Origin of the sequence: Agarivorans sp. QJM3NY_25 (assembly GCF_050870875.2) — a bacterium.
In the GTDB taxonomy this organism is placed as follows: Bacteria; Pseudomonadota; Gammaproteobacteria; order Enterobacterales; family Celerinatantimonadaceae; genus Agarivorans.
The window spans coordinates 3,731,543-3,747,036 of record NZ_CP194041.2 but is presented as its reverse complement, the minus strand read 5'-3'; the positions used below and the strand labels follow the sequence as shown (position 1 = coordinate 3,747,036).

12 protein-coding genes are annotated in these 15,494 nt (G+C 45.4%); 6 read left to right on the top strand and 6 right to left on the bottom strand.

Going from position 1 to position 15,494, the window contains the following annotated elements; genetic code table 11:
• The first annotated feature begins 266 nt into the window (after positions 1-266).
• The 3 genes from ACRRSW_RS17180 (at position 267) to ACRRSW_RS17170 (ending at position 5,386) form a co-directional block, all read left to right on the top strand.
• Complete coding sequence (locus ACRRSW_RS17180) at positions 267-893, top strand: LysE family transporter (protein ID WP_432456150.1); 627 nt, start codon at positions 267-269, stop codon at positions 891-893.
• 30 nt (positions 894-923) lie between these two features.
• Entirely contained in the window at positions 924-4,631 is a 3,708-nt protein-coding gene (locus ACRRSW_RS17175; protein ID WP_432459949.1) for a DUF748 domain-containing protein, read from the top strand.
• 68 nt (positions 4,632-4,699) lie between these two features.
• Positions 4,700-5,386: a TIGR01621 family pseudouridine synthase gene (locus ACRRSW_RS17170; protein WP_432459948.1), complete on the top strand. Its 687-nt coding sequence runs from the start codon at positions 4,700-4,702 to the stop codon at positions 5,384-5,386.
• A gap of 244 nt (positions 5,387-5,630) precedes the next feature.
• Here the strand turns inward: ACRRSW_RS17170 and ACRRSW_RS17165 are convergent, their stop codons facing one another.
• Complete coding sequence (locus tag ACRRSW_RS17165) at positions 5,631-7,115, bottom strand: carbon starvation CstA family protein (protein ID WP_432452038.1); 1,485 nt, start codon at positions 7,113-7,115, stop codon at positions 5,631-5,633.
• 465 nt (positions 7,116-7,580) lie between these two features.
• On the opposite strand from ACRRSW_RS17165, the gene ACRRSW_RS17160 reads away from it, so the two are divergent.
• Complete coding sequence (locus ACRRSW_RS17160) at positions 7,581-8,177, top strand: DJ-1/PfpI family protein (protein WP_432452039.1); 597 nt, start codon at positions 7,581-7,583, stop codon at positions 8,175-8,177.
• 109 nt (positions 8,178-8,286) lie between these two features.
• On the opposite strand, the gene btsR is transcribed toward ACRRSW_RS17160, so the two are convergent.
• Together btsR and ACRRSW_RS17150 are read right to left on the bottom strand one after the other, a co-directional pair.
• A complete protein-coding gene (gene btsR, locus ACRRSW_RS17155; protein WP_432459946.1) occupies positions 8,287-9,033 on the bottom strand; it encodes a two-component system response regulator BtsR in 747 nt (248 codons plus the stop codon).
• The gene (locus ACRRSW_RS17150) at positions 9,030-10,685 is read right to left on the bottom strand and encodes a LytS/YhcK type 5TM receptor domain-containing protein (RefSeq protein ID WP_432452041.1); all 1,656 of its coding nucleotides are present in this window, start codon (positions 10,683-10,685) and stop codon (positions 9,030-9,032) included. The genes btsR and ACRRSW_RS17150 overlap by 4 nt, the downstream gene beginning before the upstream one ends.
• 293 nt (positions 10,686-10,978) lie before the next feature.
• On the opposite strand from ACRRSW_RS17150, the gene ACRRSW_RS17145 reads away from it, so the two are divergent.
• On the top strand, positions 10,979-12,052 hold the full coding sequence (locus ACRRSW_RS17145; protein ID WP_432452042.1) for a 3-deoxy-7-phosphoheptulonate synthase: 1,074 nt from the start codon (positions 10,979-10,981) through the stop codon (positions 12,050-12,052).
• A 14-nt stretch (positions 12,053-12,066) separates the two neighbouring features.
• Positions 12,067-13,191: a bifunctional chorismate mutase/prephenate dehydrogenase gene (tyrA, locus tag ACRRSW_RS17140; protein ID WP_432452043.1), complete on the top strand. Its 1,125-nt coding sequence runs from the start codon at positions 12,067-12,069 to the stop codon at positions 13,189-13,191.
• A 102-nt stretch (positions 13,192-13,293) separates the two neighbouring features.
• On the opposite strand, the gene ACRRSW_RS17135 is transcribed toward tyrA, so the two are convergent.
• The 3 genes from ACRRSW_RS17135 to ACRRSW_RS17125 all read right to left on the bottom strand — a co-directional run bounded on the left by ACRRSW_RS17135 (position 13,294) and on the right by ACRRSW_RS17125 (position 15,277).
• Positions 13,294-13,620, bottom strand: coding sequence for a hypothetical protein (locus ACRRSW_RS17135; RefSeq protein WP_432459944.1), 327 nt, complete (start codon positions 13,618-13,620; stop codon positions 13,294-13,296).
• A gap of 283 nt (positions 13,621-13,903) precedes the next feature.
• On the bottom strand, positions 13,904-14,821 hold the full coding sequence (locus ACRRSW_RS17130; protein ID WP_432452045.1) for a LysR family transcriptional regulator: 918 nt from the start codon (positions 14,819-14,821) through the stop codon (positions 13,904-13,906).
• A gap of 114 nt (positions 14,822-14,935) precedes the next feature.
• Positions 14,936-15,277: a DUF3316 domain-containing protein gene (locus ACRRSW_RS17125; RefSeq protein ID WP_432459943.1), complete on the bottom strand. Its 342-nt coding sequence runs from the start codon at positions 15,275-15,277 to the stop codon at positions 14,936-14,938.
• Positions 15,278-15,494: the final 217 nt, after the last annotated feature.

Here is a 15,494-nt window from a genome sequence, read left to right as displayed (position 1 = left end):
TGACCCAAGTTTTTCTCAATATAAATACCAAGGGCTGGTTGAAGGTGGCCGTTTGGAGAGACGCTTGCTCTTCAATGTATAATGGCCAGGAGCTGCGCTTGTTGTGCTTGTCGCACCATGGTGCAGACTATGATTGTGAAAAGTAATCGTTGTGAAAGCTTTATTTGCTGCGTGATTCAGCAGTTTCACTCAGCTTGCTCTGTGACTCTCTGGAGCGGAGATATTGGGCTTGTGTTTGTAGATAGTATTGTTCAGGAGGGAATGTGATGTATTGGATGGAGTTTTTGACCGTAGTAGTGGTTCATTTATTGGCTGTTGCTTCACCTGGCCCAGACTTGGCAGTGGTATTAAAGAATAGTATTGGCGTGGGGCGGCGGGCTGCCGTTATGACGTCGTTGGGGGTGGGCTGTGGTATTTTGATTCATGTGGTCTATTCGGTACTTGGTATTGGTTTGGTGATTTCACAATCTATTTGGTTGTTTAATGTAATCAAATGTTTAGGTGCCGCTTATCTATTATGGATTGGCTTTCATGCCTTACGTTCCAAGGCTCGAACCGAACACGATCTTCACCAGACTGCGCCCGTAGAACTCAGTGATCGCAGCGCCTTTATCAGTGGTTTTATGACCAATGGTTTAAATCCTAAAGCAACCTTATTTTTCTTGTCATTATTTACCGTGGTGATTAGTCCTGCAACCCCGATGTTAGTTCAAATAGGCTATGGTTTATATATGGTTATGGCCACCGCTTTGTGGTTTATGATGATCTCTTGGTTGTTTAGCACTCAGCGAGTCAGGCGTAAGTTTTTGCAAGTGGGTCATTGGTTTGATCGCAGCATGGGGCTGGTGTTAGTGAGCTTGGGTATTCGCTTATTGTTTAGTAGTCAAAAGTAAGTCGCGGTAAGTTAGTTTTATGGGAGCGCTATGAGTTTAGTTGGATGGATAAAACTACTAAAAAAACGTTGGCAGACCTTACGGCCTTGGCAAAAGATAACCAGCTATTTAGCGCTCACTTTTATATCGTATTTGTTGTTGTCTCTTACTTTCTTGCCATGGCTATTGAAACAGCAAATTGAGAGCCAACTCAGTCGCAGTAGTGGCCATCCGGTCTCAGTGCAAGCACTGAGTTATCATCCTTTAAAGCTTGCATTAACTTTACGCCAATTCTCTTTGGCCGAATTGGCGGTTCAGCCATCTCAACCCCTGCTTGGTTTTGAACGACTGTATATTGATTTCAGTCTGAGTTCCCTATTTTATTGGCGCTGGCAGTTTGACAAAGTTGAGCTCGATGGCTTGTTTGTTCATTTGAGTCGCTTGCAAGATGGTCGTCTGAATATTGATAGCTTGTTTGCGACAGCCGCTGAACCCGAAATAGAACCAACGGATATCTCTGGTCGCAGTTTACCAAGGTTTGGATTCGGGAAATTTTTGTTACGTGATGCGAGTTTGCGGATCAGTGACTATTTACCTGAGCAAGCAGTAGATTTCGATATTTCGGAAGTTTCTTTATCCTTACAGAATTTCTATAGCCAAAAAACCGGTGCGGGCGTTAATGCTTACCAAGTGAATGCTCAGATTGGAGATAAGGGGCGCTTAACGTGGAACGGTTATGTGGACTTACCCGCTTCGCAAATCTCTGGTGATGTGAGTTTAGAGAACTTTCAGTTAGCCAATGCGTTCGCCTTTGCTCGTCCTTATACTGATTTGCGCATCACTCAGGGCAATTTACAACTTAGCACTCAGTATTTAATTGATTACCAAGATGATTTTCAATTGACTACGGAGCAGGGCCAGTTGCTTATTGATACGCTGAGTTTACAGGCGCTGCAGCAAACCCGTAGTCATTTAGCGCAGCTTAAATTAAAAGGTATCGCGCTCGATCTGCGTCAACGGCAGCTTGGCCTCGGTGACATCCAAATTAGTGATGGCATGTTTAAGGGGATGCTTGATCAACAAGCGCATTTAGACTGGTTGTCGTGGTTTCATTTCGATAGGTTATTGGCGGAAATGAGCGGGGCGGCTGAGGTCGAGCCAGCGAGGTCTATCAGTAATGCGCCAGAGGCAGCTGTTAAGCCTTGGGAAGTGAGCTTTTCCAGTGTGTCGTTGCAGCAGTTTGCCTTGAATATTGATGAACAGTGGCAGGCCGAAAGTAAAAATCATTTACTGTTGTTACAGCAATTACAGCTCGGTGCTTTTTCCAGTGCAATGAATCAAACCACAGATGTGCGTTTGGCGGCCCAACTTTATGGTGAGAGTCCAATTCGAGCCGAACTACAGTTTCAGGGGCCTAAACAGAAACTAAATGGCCAACTGAGCATCGCTAATTTGTCGATAGCCGAGCTGCAAAAGTGGTATTCCCCTTGGCTTCACTTACCTTCGGCCAAGGGCAAGCTGGCTTTTAGTAGCCGGTTATCCATTGATCTGAATGACTTCATGAGTTTTACCTCTCAGCAAGGTCGGTTGGAGCTCTCTGAGTTGAGGGTGCTAAATTCGCCGCATGATGGCGCTAAAGCTTGGATCATTTGGCCAACATTGCAGGTCGAAGATATAGGGGTCGACCTTGCCACACGCCAAGTTCAAATTGACAGGGTCAATAGCGAAGGTCTTAATTTGTCGATGAATGTCGATCAAGACGGCCATTTCGATGTGCTTGAGCAGTTGCTGGTGACTCAGACATCATCGCAGAGCTCTCCTCATTTAGAGCCTGCTGCGATTTTAAGGGATAAGGCCAGCGATGATGGCTCTCAACCTGACTGGCAAGTACGGATTAAACAGGTTCATGCGCAGAACTCCCAGTTGGCTTTGAGCGAAGTTTTTTCGGGGCAAGCATTGAGCCATCACTGGCAGATCAAAAGTCTTAATGTAGGCCCTCTGGATTCGAGTTTGGCACAGCCGGTGAATGTTTCGGCAGCGCTGAGTGCACAACAAGGTGGGAAAGTGCAGCTGCAAGGGCTGGTACAATTAGCTGAGCAACAGGCTCAACTTGACGTCACGCTTGATGCACTCGCGCTAAATCATTACCAACCCTATATCGCGCAATACTCCGAATTGGAACTTATTTCGGCCAAGCTAAGTTCACATTTACAGTTAAGTTTAAACTGGCAACAGGCTTTTGCGTTGGCGATGCAAGGTGAGCTTGGTGTAGATGACTTGCAGTTACAAGATGCGCGGACTCAATCTGAGCTGTTAAAATGGAATCAATTGAAGCTGAGTCACCTCGAGTTTAATAGCGCCGAGCGGCGCTTGGCCTTGGGTGAACTGAGTTTTATCAAGCCGTATTTCCTGGTGGATATCGATGAAGATTTTTCGACCAACCTGAATGGCCTTATTAAGCCGATTGAAGCGGCGGAGCCTGCTAAAGTGGCTCGTCATAGGTCAACGGAATCGAGTGTTTCCGAAGAACCAGACGATTGGCGGGTGAGTATCGAAAAAACCGAATTTAGCGACGGTTTGGTCAATTTCACTGACCGCTCATTAAAGCCTAATTTTTCAGCCGATATCGAACAGGTTTCTGGTCATATTGGTCAGTTAAGCCAAGCGCCTGGTATGGCTGCCGAAGTGGCGTTGAGCGGGCAGGTTGATGGTTATGCACCGGTAAATTTTGTGGGTAAAGTCGCCCCGTTAGCTACCGAGCCAACTTTTGATGCGGAGCTCGATTTTAAACATCTAGAATTAACCCGCCTAAGTGCTTACTCCGGGACTTATGCTGGCTATGTGATTGAGCGTGGGCAATTGTCTTTATCTCTCGCTTATCAGATGGAGAAGAATCGGCTACAGGGCAATAATCAGATTTATATCGAACAGTTACAGTTAGGTAAGCGCACTGACAGTGAGAAGGCCACTTCATTGCCGGTTTCTTTGGCTATTGCTTTACTGGAAGATGATCAAGGGGTGATCGATCTCGGATTAAAAGTTAGTGGCGATGTGAATGATCCTGAGTTTAATGTTGCTGGTTTAGTGTTTAAAGCCTTGGGGGGCGCGCTGACTAAAATTGTCACGTCACCCTTTGCCATCATCGGCTCTTTAGTTGGCTCTGACGAAACCTTAAATCATTTTAGCTTTGCGGCTGGTAGTAGCCAATTAAGTGAGAGCCAAACTCAGCAATTAGCGCAATTAGTGAAAGGTTTAAATAAACGACCGCACCTAAAAATTGCGTTAACAGGAACGGTTGAAAAAGCACAAGATGTGCCAGCCTTAAAACGTCAGCAACTTGCATCTTTGTTGATCGAAGCATCGGGTTTAACGCTGCCTATCGAGCAAGTTAATTTAAGCTCGGTATTAGAGGATACGCGCTTGCGCAGCGCATTAGTGAATTTGGCTCAGCAAAATATAGAAGAAAGTCGTCGAGAGCTCGATCGACAAACCTTGAGTCAGAGTTTAAAAGAACAGCAACAGTTAAGCCCTGAACATCTCAATCAACAGTTACATAGCCTTTGGTATCAGTATCTGGTGCAAAAGATGACGGTGAGCGAAGCGCAGTTAGAAACTTTGGCCGAACATCGAGCTATCACCGTGAAGGATGCCTTAACCAAACAATATCAGTTGCCCAATGAGCGCGCCTTTGTACAGCGCCAAACCTTAGATAAACAGCCTTCAGCGATGATAGTGACGCTGAGTGTGATTGCGGATTAACAGGGTCTTGGGCTTGCGTTAATTAAGGGGGGGCGGATAATAGCGCTCCGTTGTTAAGGAAGCCTGTCATGCAGACTCTAGTTTTAGTCGCCGAACATCCCGATTTTTTAGTGCTTAATAAACCTTGTGGACTGAATTTTCATACTGAAGATGGTGCGCTGGGCTTGGTTGAACTTGCCAAGCTGCAGTTTGCAATGCCGCTGTGGCCAGTGCATCGTTTAGATAAACTTACATCGGGCCTGTTATTGTTAGCGAAAACCAAGCAGGCTGCGAGTGAGTTTCAAGAATTGTTTAGCCAAGGTCAGGTCGATAAATATTATTTAGCGATTGCCAGTGCTAAGCCAAAAAAGAAACAAGGTCTGATTAAAGGCGACATGCTGAAGGCGCGTAACGGCAGCTGGAAGCTGGCAAAAACCACCAATAAACCCGCTATCACTCAGTTTTTTAGTTACGCGGTGCAGGCTAAGCGGCGTTTGTTTTTGCTTAAACCTCGCACCGGACGAACTCACCAATTGCGAGTCGCTCTAAAAAGCTTAGGTTCACCAATCTTAGGCGATCAGCGTTATGCTGGAGAGGCGGCAGCACGAGGTTATTTACACGCCTATGCTTTACATTTTATGTGGCATGGTGAACCACAAAGTTTTATTGCTGAAGAAAATCTCGATGGTGAATTTGCTGCTACGGCGATGGCAGAGCAAATTAGACTGTTGGCTAAACCTTGGGATATTCCATTTCCACGCCTTGGAGCGAATTGACGGTGATCCGTCAAGCTTAAGTTTTCATCAAAAGCGAAGACTTTAAATCTGGTTGTGGCTCAGCGATTCGCTGGGTCGATGTTGTTTCGTTGATCGATGGGGTCCTATCTAAACCGTTATTGGTTCGCGGCATGGGCAAAGCTTGATAGGGAAACGAGTGAGCATTGCTTGCTGTAGTTGAATGGTTGATGCCTAAGTGCAGAGCCTTTCATGTGGCTCTGCACCTAGCTTTAATACTTAAACTTTAAGCTTTCTCTCCTGAGCCGATTGAGGTCTCATCCTCGTCGATGTCACTTTCACCAATGCCTTTCATACGAGCAATCAGTAAACCGGTAATCACCAGCGTGGTCACACAGCCAGCAATGGTTGAGATGGTCATCGGTAAACCAAAGCCTAGCGTGCTTGAGTTTAAGATGAACGTGAGAACCACGGTGGTCATAAACATTGCGGGAACAGTGCTTACCCAATGGAATTTGTTATGGCGCAGTAAGTAAGCACTGGCGGTCCATAACATCATCACTGCGGTGGTTTGGTTAGCGAAACCGAAGTAGCGCCAAATAATCCCGAAGTCGACTTGGGTGAGAATGCCACCAATCACGAAAATCGGAAGGGCGATCAACAGACGATTTCTAATTGGTTTTTGCGATAAGTTGAAATATTCGGCCAGAATCAGACGGCTGGAACGGAATGCTGTGTCGCCAGAAGTAATCGGCAAGATCACCACGCCAAGGAAGGCTAAGATCCCACCAAACACGCCTAATAAGCCAAATGATGCATCATATACCACCTTACCTGGACCACCGCTAGATACTGCGGCTTGTAGCGCGTCAACTGAGTCGAAGAAAGACAGAGCAATGGCACACCAAATCAAGGCAATCACCCCTTCACCAATCATGGCACCATAAAACACAAAGCGGCCATTGGTTTCATTTTCAACACAACGCGCCATCAGCGGAGATTGAGTGGCATGAAAACCTGAAATTGCGCCACAGGCGATGGTAATAAATAGTGCGGGCCAAAGCGGCAAATCTCTAGGGTTCATGTTACTGAACATTTGCGATACTTTGTAGTCACTCATCAGCGTGTGTTCGCTGGAGAACGCTAAGGCAGTTACCAGACCAACCGACATAAAGATCAGTAGTGCGCCAAATAAGGGATAAAAGCGGCCGATGATTTTGTCGATGGGAACAATGGTTGCAACGATGTAGTAAATAAAAATTAACGAAACCATGGTACCAAGGCCGAGATTAAGGTCCGCTTGGTCGTTAATCAGATTGGTTAACATGCCAGCGGGGGCGGAAACAAACACTACGCCCACCAGTAGCAGCAATACAATGGCAAAGATATTCATGAAATGGCGAGCGGTTGATCCGAGGTAGCGACCCGATAACGCGGGGACAGAAGCCCCACCGTTGCGTACCGATAACATCCCTGAGAAATAGTCATGTACTGCGCCAGCAAAGATACAGCCAATGACGATCCACAGCATCGCTGCCGGGCCGTACAATGCGCCCATAATAGGACCGAAGATTGGGCCGACACCAGCGATGTTGAGCAGTTGAATTAAATACACTTTCTTCTGCGACATTGGCACGTAGTCAACGCCGTCTTGTTTGGTATAAGCGGGGGTTTTCCGTTGTTGTTTAACACCGAACACCTTCTCGATGAAAGCGCCATAAATGAAGTAACCGCCGAGCAGTGCAGCGACGCAGAATAAAAACCAAAGCATGTCATCCTCTCAATACTTAGTTGTAATTACGCCTAGTGTAAGCAAGTCATTAGATGGATGCCGTCGTGCTTTGAGTGAGTGGTCATATATAAGAGTGAGTGGTCGAGAGAAGCTCTGAGTGGCGGCAATAGTTATTCTTTGGACGTCGTCGCGATACTTCGTTTGAGAGCACTCAAGTGGGTTTATCCGATACGGTTTTCTATCAAATCATGGGGCTAGGATGGCGGTTTAAGTCGTCATTCTCTCGCATTCATGTCCTTGCCATTGGCTCGTTATTAGATTCTAATTATCAATCGCTTATGATCAATTGTGTTTTTTCTATAAAAGACTCCCCTTGATTAATATACGGCTACGCTATATGAACTTAGTTAGGTTAATCTAAGCTCATCTGCACATTTTACTTCCATTAAAATGGAATTCTGCCTCGGCAGGTTGCTCATGGGTTATATACATAGGAATGAAAATATGAATATTGCAGTACTCACTTTTGATGGATTTAATGAATTAGACTCATTCATTGTCGCGGGAATTTTGAATCGGATGAAAGAATCTGGTTGGAACGTACAAATCACCAGCCCTAGTGAATCCGTCACGTCGATGAATGGTGTCAGTATATGTTCTCAGCAGCCTTTAGAGTTTGCAAATACCGCAGACGCAGTGTTATTTGGTAGTGGGCTGCTGACTCGAGATATTGCGAAAGATAGCGGTTTGTTATCAAGGTTAAAGCTTAAGCCACAAAGTCAGCTAATTGCTGGCCAGTGTTCGGGAACATTGCTGATGTCGGTTCTCGGTTTGTTAGATAAAGTCCCAGCGTGTACCGATTTGACGACCAAGCCTTGGGTTATTGAGTCGGGTGTGGCTGTTTTAGATCAGCCGTTTTATGCACAAGGCAATCTGGCTACCGCTGGTGGTTGCTTATCATCGAAGTACCTCGCAACATGGGTTTTATGTAAGCTGGCAGGGCTGTCCCAAGCTGAATCCGCAATTCATTATGTTGCTCCGGTTGGTGAAAAAGAAAGCACCGTGAAACATTGTATGTCACTGGTTAGTGCGTATCTGTAGTCGGACGACAAAACTCACATTCAACTATGTGTTGTTGGGTATGAACGTTCAAATAACTCGCTGATTAGCGTTGTGCATCGCAATTTTAATTCAATTGCCGCTACATTGCTTATAAGCCGAAGTGTTCTTTAATGGCTTTAAAATAGCGACGGCTCACTGGTAGTTGATTGCCGCTCTTGGTGGTTAACAGGGCACCACCATGTTCTTCCAAGCTAAGTTCTGAAATTGCATCAAGGTTCACCAAGTGCTGGCGATGGCAGCGTAGTAACGGAGATTTTTCTTCCAGGACTTTGAGCGTGAGTTGGGTATGATTTAAGCCTTTAGCGGTTGCGACATGCACACCACTTAAGTCACAGGAAGCGTACTCGACATCTTCTAAACGGATCAATTTGACGCGCTGGTTGAAATAACAAGGGATCAGGCGTAGCGCCTGATCTTTGAGCAGCTTTTGATAAGCGTGAGGTTCTTTAGCGAGTGGCGGGGTATCATTGCCCTGTGTATTGAAGCGTTGTGTTAAGCGATCAATCGATTTTGCTAAGCGCTTGCTATCGATTGGCTTGAGCAGGTAGTCGACCGCATTTTGTTCGAAGGCATCAACGGCAAACTGATCGTAGGCGGTAACAAAAACAATTGCTGGCGGCTCCTTGTTATCGAGCATGTTGGCCAGTTCAAGACCACTAATTTGAGGCATCTCAATGTCCAAAAATAGCACTTCCGGTTTGAGTTTTTTAAGATTTTTTAAGCATTCAATGGCATTGCCAAATTGGCCAAGCAGTTCGATTTGTGGATGAGCTTGCAGCATTTCGGCAAGCTCTTCACGGGCCAAGGGCTCGTCATCAACAATAAGGGCTCTCATGAGCTTGGCTCCTGGGGCAGCGAAATAATGACTCGTGTATACTGATTCAGTTGGCATTCTACTTGTAAAGCGTAAGCGCTACCAAAGGCGTTACGTAAGCGGGTATCCACGATGTGCATACCTAAGCCATCACTGCTGGCCTGTTCCTGCTTTTGGTACAAGCCTGCATTATCTTCGATAACCAATTGTTTTAAGCCTGCCTTCACTCGACTGTAGATGGTGATTTTCCCTCTATCTAAGAGGTGAGCCGTACCGTGTTTAATTGCATTCTCGACTAAGGGTTGCAGGGTAAATGTGGGCAGCTCTAGTCTTAGAAAATCATCAGCGATGTGTTGTTCCACCACTAAGCGGTCGGCAAAGCGAACCTGTTCAATATGCAGGTAAGCATTCACATGTTCAAGTTCGACACTCACAATACTGGTCTGAGAATTACGCTTTAGGTTGATCCGTAAAAATAGCGCTAGATCGGCAATCAATTCGCGCGCGGCGCTAGCATCACGTTTCACCACCGCACTGATGGTATTTAATGCATTAAACAAGAAGTGTGGATTAATTTGGGCGCGTGCTAGTTTGAGTTCGGCTTCGGTGAGTAGCTGTTGTTGCTGTTGCACATGGCTATCACGTAGTTGTTCGGCAATCACTTTCGCAATTCCTTCCCCCAGCGTTCGGTTGATATGTAGGAATAGCCGCCGTTTGGATTCATACAGTTTTACGGTACCTATTACCTCGTTGTCACTCCCTCGGATTGGCACCACTAAGGCTGAACCTAATGGACATTTATCGTGACGACTGCAGCGGTAGGGCTCTTCTACGCCATCGGCAAATACCACTCTATTTTCACTAATGGCTCGATGAGTTTGCTCAGAGGAAATTGGACGCCCAGCTTGATGATGGTCTGAGGCTAAGCCAATGAAAGCTAATACTTTTTGAGTATCAGTTATTGCCACCGCCGATACGCCCGTTTCTTCGTGAATAATATTGGCAATACGCACCGCATCATCTTGTTTAAAACCGTGATGGAATATCCCGACCATGCGTTGTGCAATGATCAGTGCCTTGGCCGAAGAATGACTACTAAATTTATCATATAGGTGGCGACGGTCACGGATCATCATCATAAACAGCGCGGCGCCAACGGAGTTTGCTAAAACCATTGGAATGGCAATTTTTTCAACTAAGTCTAGTGCTTGATCAAACGGCTTAGCAATGGCTAGGATCAGCAGCATTTGCATCGTTTCGGCTAAAAATGTGGCAATAAAAGCAATGCTGGGGGAAAAAATATGCTCGTTGTGGTGACTTCTACGGCGGATCCATAGATGGAATAGTCCGCCAACCAGGCCTTCGAAGGTTGTTGATACGGCGCAAGCTAGGTCGGTGAATCCACCCATGGAATAACGATGGATACCGCCAGTTAAGCCCACCAGTAAACCTAAAATAGGCCCACCAAATAAACCGCCCAGTACGGCTCCAACTGCTCGAGTATTGGCAATTGCGTCATCAATACCTAAACCGAAGTAAGAGCCGAGGATGCAAAAAACCGAAAACAAACAGTAAATGGTAAAGGCATTGGGTAAGCGTGGCGACAGATTCGAAAGCGGTAAAAATGCGGGTGTTTTACTGAGTAAGTAGGCGATTACTAAAAAGACGCTCATTTGTTGAGCTAACGATAATAGGAGAGAAAAATCGCTGATTATCATTGATGATGAGCGCCTCGGTTGTTGGCGGAAGGATATATGTTTTTTTTCTAAGATTACAGGATATTAGCATACTGTTTGCAGCAAGCTATAGGACTAAGCACATTCTTGGTGAAAGCTTGTGGCAACAGAGTCATGTTTGTCTGCTTGCAAATGGTGTAAGCACTGGTATGGTGATGGGTTTTCATAATAATTAATCCCCTTAAGGGGAAGGAATGTGTGGACGCAACGCCACCGGAGTATAAGAGCAAATGCAAAACGATCCGATCAACGATATTAATATTTCGTCAGAACAAATCCTAATTACCCCAGAACAGCTTAGAACAAAGCTCCCTGCCTCGCCAGAAGCGCTCAAGTTTGTGCTCGAATCACGTAAAACCATTGCGGAGATCTGCCATCACCGCGATCCTCGGTTATTGGTGATTACTGGCCCTTGTTCTATTCATGATCTAGACCAAGCAAAAGAATACGCGACTCGCTTAAAAAAATTACATGATCAGTATCGGGATCGTTTGTTTATTGTGATGCGGGTGTATTTTGAAAAACCACGTACCACCGTGGGCTGGAAAGGATTTATTAATGACCCACATATGGATAATACTTTCGACGTGGAAACTGGCTTACATAACGCCCGTGAGTTGTTGACCTGGACAGCGGAGTTAGGCTTACCAGTCGCAACCGAAGCCTTAGACCCTATTAGTCCTCAGTATTTATCTGAGTTATTCTCTTGGGCTGCAATTGGTGCGCGTACCACGGAGTCACAAACTCACCGTGAAATGGCGAGTGGCTTATCGATGCCTGTTGGCTTCAAAAACGGCACCGATGGCAATCTTGGAACAGCGATTAACGCGATGCAATCGGCGGCACATTCACATCGCTTTATGGGGATAAACCAGCAGGGGCAAGTGGCTTTGTTGCAAACCCAGGGTAACCCTGATGGACACGTGATTTTACGCGGTGGTAAACAGCCAAATTATGATTCTGTGAACGTTGCCTTAGCCGAACAGGCGATGGTTAAAGCGGGTTTAAGTCCGAGCTTAGTGGTGGACTGTAGTCATGCAAACTCGAGTAAGAATCACGAACTACAGCCTTTAGTGGCAGAAAATGTGATTAATCAAATTGAAGAAGGCAACAAATCAATTATTGGTTTAATGTTAGAAAGCAACTTGGCTGCAGGTAACCAGCCAAGTGAAGCACCTAAATCAGATTTAAAATACGGTGTATCAGTAACCGATGCTTGTATTGATTGGGACTCTACCGCCACATTATTGGAAAAAATGTTTAATGAACTTGGCGATAGCTTAGCCAAGCGTTTGGCATCTTAGAAGACGGAAACGACATGGTTCAAGCTCTAAATCTGTTGCGTGACCAAATTGATGCGGTTGATCAGCAACTGCTTGATTTACTGCAGCAACGAATTCAATTGGTGCATAAGGTTGGTGAAGTTAAAACCCAACATGGTTTACCCATTTATGCCCCCGATCGTGAGGCTGCAATGTTGGCCAAGCGCCGTGAAGAAGCGGCGAATAAAGGCGTTCCTCCAGCCTTAATTGAAGATGTTTTACGCCGGGTCATGCGTGAATCTTATACCAGCGAAAAGGACAGCGGTTTTAAAACTGTGAAACCAGCGCTGGGCGGGATCGTGGTCATTGGTGGTCGAGGTCAATTAGGTAGCCTGTTTGTGCAGATGTTTCGCTTATCGGGTTATCAAGTGGATGTGATTGGTAAAGATGATTGGGAGCAAGCGCCCGCGCTGTTTGCCAACGCTGGCCTAGTGCTCGTGTCGGTACCAATTAATCTGACTGAGCAAGTGATTTCCCAGTTAAGTGAGTTGCCTGCCGATTGTGTATTAGCGGATATCACGAGTATTAAGGCGGCACCCTTAAATCAAATGCTCGCGGTGCATCGAGGGCCGGTGGTGGGTTTACATCCAATGTTTGGCCCGGATGTGCCGAGTTTGGCCAAACAGGTGGTTGTCTATGCCGATGGTCGTGGAAGTGACAGCTATCAATGGTTGTTGCAGCAGATGCAAATTTGGGGGGCTCGCTTACATGCGGTGGCTGCCGAAAGTCATGATAAAGCGATGACTTTGATCCAATCGTTGCGTCACTTTACCTCGTTTGCCTATGGTCAGCATTTGGCTGAAGAAAATGCCGATTTGCCGCTATTGCTGGACTTAAGCTCGCCTATCTATCGTTTAGAATTGGCGATGGTGGGACGTTTGTTTGCACAATCACCAGATCTTTACGCCGATATTATTATGGCCTCAGAGCAGAGTATCTCGATGATTAAACGTTATCATCAACATCTGGGACAGCTGGTGGATTTGGTTGAACGTAAAGATCGAGATGGTTTCATCGCGTCTTTTGAGCGTGTTAGTCAATGGTTTGGTGATTACTCTCAAGAATTCTTGCAAGAAAGTCGCAGCCTGCTACAACAAGCCAACGATAGTCGCCGTTTATAAGTTCGATTTATCTAGGTTTTATCCGAAGCCAGTCTATATGACTGGCTTTTTATTCGGTTTTATCCCAACCTGAATTTGCTTGTGATTGCGATTGCGACAGGCTTAAGCGGTTTGCGGTTTGGCAATTTTTTGCTCCAACCATTTTAATGCATCTGTTCTACGAGTGAAGAATTGCACTGTTTCATGGCCTTCTCGGTAGGTTTTTTTTAAATGCCAAACTGCCACATCACAAATGTCTATATCAGAAAGCACGAAGGCGGTGGCAATTCGGCCACGTTGTTTATCATCTTTTAACCATTCGATCAGCACATTGGCTGCCTCTTCCGTATAAAAAGTATCGCCATGAAAGGTCGCAAGTACCGCCCAAGGCGCACCGAGTAATTGTTGATGTATCGGTTTGGCTTTCATCGCGCCTTGTTGCAAGAGCATGAGGTTCCAGGGTCCGGTCCCTTCAATCTCCATAATTTTCCCATGAACGGAGAACGTCATGGAACCATGTGGTTTAAGCAAAGTGACTGACTCCAGCAAAATTATCCGTTGGAAATGGCGATAACTCTGTATGAACTTGAACTGGGGATAAAAGCATTGTGAACAATGCGGTTTATGCCATGTTCAAGTTAACTTATCTTGAGTTACTCGTTTCAGCAATAGCCGCGTGAAAAATCAACCCTGGGATGTGCATTCAATCTCAATATGATGGTTTGCTTAACGGTTATTGAACCAAATGAGTATTTATTTCGCAGTGTTTTAGTTGAGCACTCAATGACTTTTTAAGTTGATTAATACACCAGGATTTGGCCTGTCCCATGGGATCTCTTTTCCAAGCCATAACCACATCAATGGTTTTATTCGGACCAATCATGACCAGCTCTTTAGAATGCAGATAGGGCTCTATCATAAAGTAAGGCAGAGTTCCGATCCCCAAGCCTCGGATAATGGCTTTCACTTTACTATGGAAGTCTGAAACGCTAAGAAACTGTTGGCCATCTAAAATGTTGTGGTTCAGTGGTGGGAGTTCTCTAGCACTATCGGCCACACTAATGATGCGAAAGCTTTGGCGGGTTTCAGGCGTTAAAGGATCGAAGGCCTGGTGAATCGGATGTTGGGGAGCTGCAACCCACACCATGTCTATTTTACCCACCTGAGCGACTTTCGTTTCAACGGGCGCGCTTAACGAGGGTGTTGCGATAAGAATATCCGCATGCTCATAGCGAAGCGCTTCCCAACAGCCTGCGAGTACTTCTTCACGTAGAATTAATTGGGTATTGGCAATTGATGCGAGAGACTCAACTAATGGGAACAATGCTTCACAGCCAATAATGCCATCGTAAGCAATGGTTAACTTCGATTCCCAACCATTGTTTAAGGCATTGGCTTCTAACACCAAATCATCCGCTGCTAATAACAACTGACGGCCGCGTTCTAACAAGAGTTGTCCTGCCGCGGTAAACTTTGCTTTATGGCCAGAGCGATCAAAGATCATCAGGTCGAGTTCTTGTTCTAGTTTTTGAATTTGATAACTTAAACTGGATACAGAACGATTCAGTTGCTCTGCTGCAAGAGAGAAACTGCCATAGCGCTCGATAAGATCAAGCATCATAATGCTGCTTAATGAGAGGGGCTTTTTCACGACGGATCCTTTAAGTTTTTGTTCTTTTCTGCGTAAGCATGGCAAATGGCAGAGTCAATCCTCTTACTGGGATTGATTCTGCCATCATAATATAAGCTGTAATGATGTGCTCGCTTAACGATCGCTTCCCCATTGTTGATAGCTAACCGGAGTGGTCACGATGGCTTTATAGGAGACCGTACCCTGTTGAGTCGATAATTCTTCTACTTTTACGGTGCTTTTGCCTAACTCTACTTTGCTGTTGAATTGTTGTTGGCTCAAGTTTAGTTTTTGATTTAAATCTCTTGAGCTTAAGTCGTTGAGTTGTGCGACCAGTTGCCAACCTTGGTCAAAAGCTTCTGCTTTGCTGGAAAGGCTTTGAGTTTCTAGTGTGGCACTGCTGTGTTGTATATTGTTAACTGAAGCTTGCGTAAAAAAGCTGGCGAATAACATTGATAGTACGATAATTTTTTTCATAATTTAATCCTTAAGTGTTTGATTTATATTCCTGAAACTGTTTGTTCAGGCATGTATAAATAGTAAGACTAAGGCTGTGGAGATGATATCGGGAAAAACAAGACAAGTTGTTCGGAATATTCGAACAAGATTGAGCGCGACTATTGAAGCATGTTTGAGTTAGCTGAATTGGTCTGCGACCTTGCAGTTGCCTTACTATGAAACTTTGGCCTGCCCT